Here is a 4,085-nt window from a genome sequence, read left to right on the forward strand (position 1 = left end):
ATTAATTTTTAAATACAATTGTAATGAGTAGAGAATCTTACCTACAACAAGCTTGTAAAGCAGTTCCTGAATTTAAACTTATCAGCGAACAATTTATGCGTAACTACACCATTGCCGGAAAATCAGAGTCCTGTACCCGTAATTACCTGATGCAGATTTCTAAGATGGTGTTGTATTTTAAGTGTTCGCCCTTGGAGCTGTCCATTGATCAATTTGAAGCTTATTTATTTGAAATTCAAATCAACAAAAAAACCAGTCGCAGCTCTTTCAAACATCTGGTATATGGTTTAAGAGCCATGTTTTCTATGTTTAAAAATGAAGAACTATAACGCAAAGACTTAAAATTAACTTTTCATAAACTAAAACTTTCAAGTGCAACAAATGAATAAAAGGGTTCATTATTAGCTGAAATATCACAAAAATGACAATGATAAAACCTTATAAAAAGCTTTAAAAATGCCATTTAAAACACTTTAAGTAAAATCACATGATTAACACCTTACATATTAGTTGCTGGAATATTGTTTAGTTCAACAAACCCTCCAATTTGTAGGGTATGCAAGCAACCCTACATTAGAGGCTAAGTGTTATACAAAGTTTTTATATCAAATCAATAAAATGTATACTCATATTTGACTTCTTCTCTTAGTTTTTCTGTTGTCCTTTTATTGCTAAAAAACTCTTCGCTTTTCGTTATTAATCCGTTTTCATAATGATACTGCTTTTTAACAATGGTAAAGCTATCAGAACCTCCAAAATACAAAGTTTCAGAATTTGTTATTATGTTTCCATTTGAATATTCCAATCTATTTACTTTCCATTCCTCTCCACTTGCATGATATTTAGTAATCTTTTTTAATCGGTCTAAATCATCGTACTCAAATGTTATTTTGTAATTTTTGAATTCGAGACTGTCAAAATGGTTAATTCGAATCTGTTTTAAAAGTCCGCTTGGATAATAAAAGTATTCCTTGAATTGTCTATTAGCATAATTTGCTCTATCCCATTTTATTCGATTGACTTTTGTAAATCTTTCACCATAGATGTTTATTTCCTTCTCCAATACTAATCTGTTAGTAGAATCATAGTCAAATTGTTTTATTCCTTGAATCTCTCGAAGATTACCTATTGTATCATATAAATAATTTTGCATAGCTCTATATCTTCTACGAAAGAAGCCTCTTTTGTCAATCTCAATATAGCTAACCAGATTACCACTTTTATCATAGTTGTAGAAATATAGATTCTTGTATGGTTTCTTATCTGGTAAGGATTTTACAAGAAATGATAGATTGTTAATCTCATTAAAATAACTTACTTCTCGAATCTGCTCTTGTTTGTATATTATTCTTACGTTTTTCAAGTGACCTGTGCTATCAAATAATTCAGTCTTTTCATCAGAGGAAGTCTTATAAGTTATAGACTTAATTCTATGCTCCTTAATTAATTGAGCTCTAAATTCAGGATTTTCAATTAAGTCCTTCGGTTTGGCATCAAACAAGCAATATTCCTGCTTTGCATTATAATTTATATCCAACAAATTATCCTTAATAATCAACAAGGGTTCATTGGTTATTTGACCATAAGTATAAAATCTTGAGAGAATCAAGAACAGAGTCAGTAATATGTTAGTTGCTCGTTTCATTTAAATTTTGCATAACGTTTGCTGGATGAAGTCGTGGCGCGTTAGTCGCGGTGTCGTGTCACCCGCTAGGGAGACTAAGACGGTAGACAAAGGCGTCAGGACGAGCAAACTGCGCCATGCTTTATGCCAGCGTATTATGCACTGTATTTTTTTAATATTACATCTAATATTTCTAATGTTTTGTTTGTATCAAGAAGATTGTCGTATTCAATCTTAAAAACTTCGTCTTTAAATGCTATTGTTCTAATTTCTACCTCGTTTTTCAGATATTCAAACAACTCAAGAGGCATTATCCATCTTTCATTTAATTGAACAGATGATGAGATTGAGTAGTGCTTGTCATACAATAACGGTTTAGTAGTCTGAAACAACCTACTGATCAAATCAAATTTATCCTTTTTCTTAATTTCCCATTTTTCATTTTGACTCTTAATTTTATGAACTTCAATCTTCGATGATGTATTAATTGCAAAATGTTTGTCTAACGGACTACTGTAATGACTGTCGAATTGTCTTTTCCCTATTATTTCAATTTCCTTATTACCTCTTTGAAAATTGAGTTTAAACTCTAGTATGTGTCGGTTTACAATGCCAGATATTTTGCCATTTAAATCAACTGAGAACTTCTCCCATGAATGTGCTAATTCCTCATGCAATAAGTAATGTCTATGATCTTGTTCTCCTGTTACTATAATTCTTTCAATCATATCTCTGAGGTCGTGATTTCAATATTATACATATCGGTTGCCATTAATTTTGAGGCAGTCTGCGTACTGCGTCTTTGTCGGCATGGACAAAGACAACCTGCGGGAGCTGAACTACCAAAGTACAGCTAATTTGCCTTTAAATTACATGGCGTGTTATGGCTTGTGTCTTTTTCTTTCTAGCTGTAAATCAAAAACCTGTAACGGTCCTAATTTTTCCGTATTGTTTTAAAATTCGGTTTACTAAGCTGTAAATTATATTTTTATTCTAAGCGTTCTGTAAAATTTCTTATAGGTTATTTTAAATCTGTTTGTAAATCAAGTCTAGCCAATGTTTTTCTGAAAAATATGTTTTCATTTTAAAACTGGTTTAAAATCAATTGTTGTTTTTTTAAATAAATTCCAATTTATTCGAACAGTAATATCCCTCTGTTTGTTATTTTTATTTTGATAAGAAATATTTCTATAAAGTGTCATTTTAAAATTTCCAAATTGATTAAATGGGTTCATAGAAATTGTATGTTCAGGAAAATTTCCTGTTTTCATAAATCCTATTCGTTTAATTGAAATAAATTGAAGACTTAATTCTGTCAATTTTGGAATAATTAGCTTATTAACAGTCTTTCTAATTATTGCATTAACAATTAAAATATTCATTGAAATAACAATCAGTATTGCTGTTATTATTATTAAAAAATCCATTCTACTAGTCGTTCTGTATATTTCTATTTGTGTTTTAATTCCAAAAGTAAAGCAATTCTTTTCAGTTTTACATTTTTTATTTATTCTCGATTACATGAAAGGTTTTGCGTCTTCGACATAAGCCATAACTACTTCGGTTATTTTCATTATGCCATATGTAATTAAGTTAGCTAATATAATTTATTTTTTAAACATTTAAGTCGTCTAGTGGACTTTGAATCTGTTGTAAATATTTATTGCTCACGTGAGTATATATTTCGGTGGTTTTTGATGAATTATGCCCCAATAGCTCTTGTATATAGCGTAAATCCGTGCCCGATTCCTATAAATGTGTGACAAAGCTATGACGTAATGAATGTAAACCACCTCGTTGCTTTAGGTCCGCTCACACAACAACTTCAGTATATCATAATAAAGGTTGCCATTATTCAATACCAATAGTCTACTAATGCGAATCAATAGTTAAAAAAAAGAATAATACAGAGACACAGTAGACACAGAACGTATTGCATATATATATATCATACAATTGGTGCAAATTAGAAAAAGAGAAGTAATCAAACACCATTATTATGAAATTACAAAGAAGTTCACAGATGTAAATCCTTATGGGTTTAATGAAGCTTATCAAAAATATCAGTGTCTCGGTACCTACTCCACGTTCATTTTTAACACTTAATTGACATTACTAGTACAATAGCTTAATTAATAATCTAATATCTATTGACCTACTGACCAAATCATCTAACAACCTATTTTACACCTGCTTCTTTATTGGCTACCTATGGTATGACCAGGGTATGACGTTGTATTGACTATGGTTTTACTATGCATGTTTCATGATCTTTCTTCGGTTCCTTAGAACCAATGAATAACCAAACAAATACCAACCACAACCCATAGACATACCAACCACAACCCAACCACATACCAAAGAATAACCAAAGAAAACCAAACAAATACCAAAGACATACCGAAGAGAACCGAAGAAAAGTAAAAAAATGGAATCCAAAACCATCGTTTTTGGCCAAAAG

Annotated in this window: 5 protein-coding genes and 1 pseudogene; 1 reads left to right on the top strand and 5 read right to left on the bottom strand. The window is 30.8% G+C overall.

Annotated features, from left to right (window positions below; translation table 11 throughout):
• The first annotated feature begins 23 nt into the window (after positions 1–23).
• Positions 24–329, top strand: coding sequence for a phage integrase N-terminal SAM-like domain-containing protein (locus tag OM075_RS24355; protein WP_301193170.1), 306 nt, complete (start codon positions 24–26; stop codon positions 327–329).
• A gap of 281 nt (positions 330–610) precedes the next feature.
• Here the strand turns inward: OM075_RS24355 and OM075_RS24360 are convergent, their stop codons facing one another.
• The 5 genes and pseudogenes from OM075_RS24360 to OM075_RS24380 all read right to left on the bottom strand — a co-directional run.
• Entirely contained in the window at positions 611–1,645 is a 1,035-nt protein-coding gene (locus OM075_RS24360; protein ID WP_301193171.1) for a hypothetical protein, read from the bottom strand.
• 134 nt (positions 1,646–1,779) lie between these two features.
• Entirely contained in the window at positions 1,780–2,352 is a 573-nt protein-coding gene (locus OM075_RS24365; RefSeq protein ID WP_301193172.1) for a hypothetical protein, read from the bottom strand.
• 351 nt (positions 2,353–2,703) lie between these two features.
• On the bottom strand, positions 2,704–3,051 hold the full coding sequence (locus tag OM075_RS24370) for a hypothetical protein (RefSeq protein WP_301193173.1): 348 nt from the start codon (positions 3,049–3,051) through the stop codon (positions 2,704–2,706).
• A gap of 187 nt (positions 3,052–3,238) precedes the next feature.
• Positions 3,239–3,361: pseudogene (locus OM075_RS24375) on the bottom strand (recombinase); the annotation flags it as partial.
• A 505-nt stretch (positions 3,362–3,866) separates the two neighbouring features.
• A partial coding sequence (locus tag OM075_RS24380; RefSeq protein WP_301193174.1) for a hypothetical protein occupies positions 3,867–4,085 on the bottom strand: 219 nt, incomplete at its 5' end.

Origin of the sequence: Plebeiibacterium sediminum (genome assembly GCF_026013605.1) — a bacterium.
In the GTDB taxonomy this organism is placed as follows: Bacteria; Bacteroidota; Bacteroidia; order Bacteroidales; family Marinilabiliaceae; genus Saccharicrinis; species Saccharicrinis sediminus.

Coding starts and splice junctions, on each gene's coding strand:
- OM075_RS24365 (WP_301193172.1), bottom strand. CDS start 2,352: ATGATTGAAAGAATTATAGTAACAGGAGAACAAGATCATAGACATTAC.
- OM075_RS24355 (WP_301193170.1), top strand. CDS start 24: ATGAGTAGAGAATCTTACCTACAACAAGCTTGTAAAGCAGTTCCTGAA.
- OM075_RS24360 (WP_301193171.1), bottom strand. CDS start 1,645: ATGAAACGAGCAACTAACATATTACTGACTCTGTTCTTGATTCTCTCA.
- OM075_RS24370 (WP_301193173.1), bottom strand. CDS start 3,051: ATGGATTTTTTAATAATAATAACAGCAATACTGATTGTTATTTCAATG.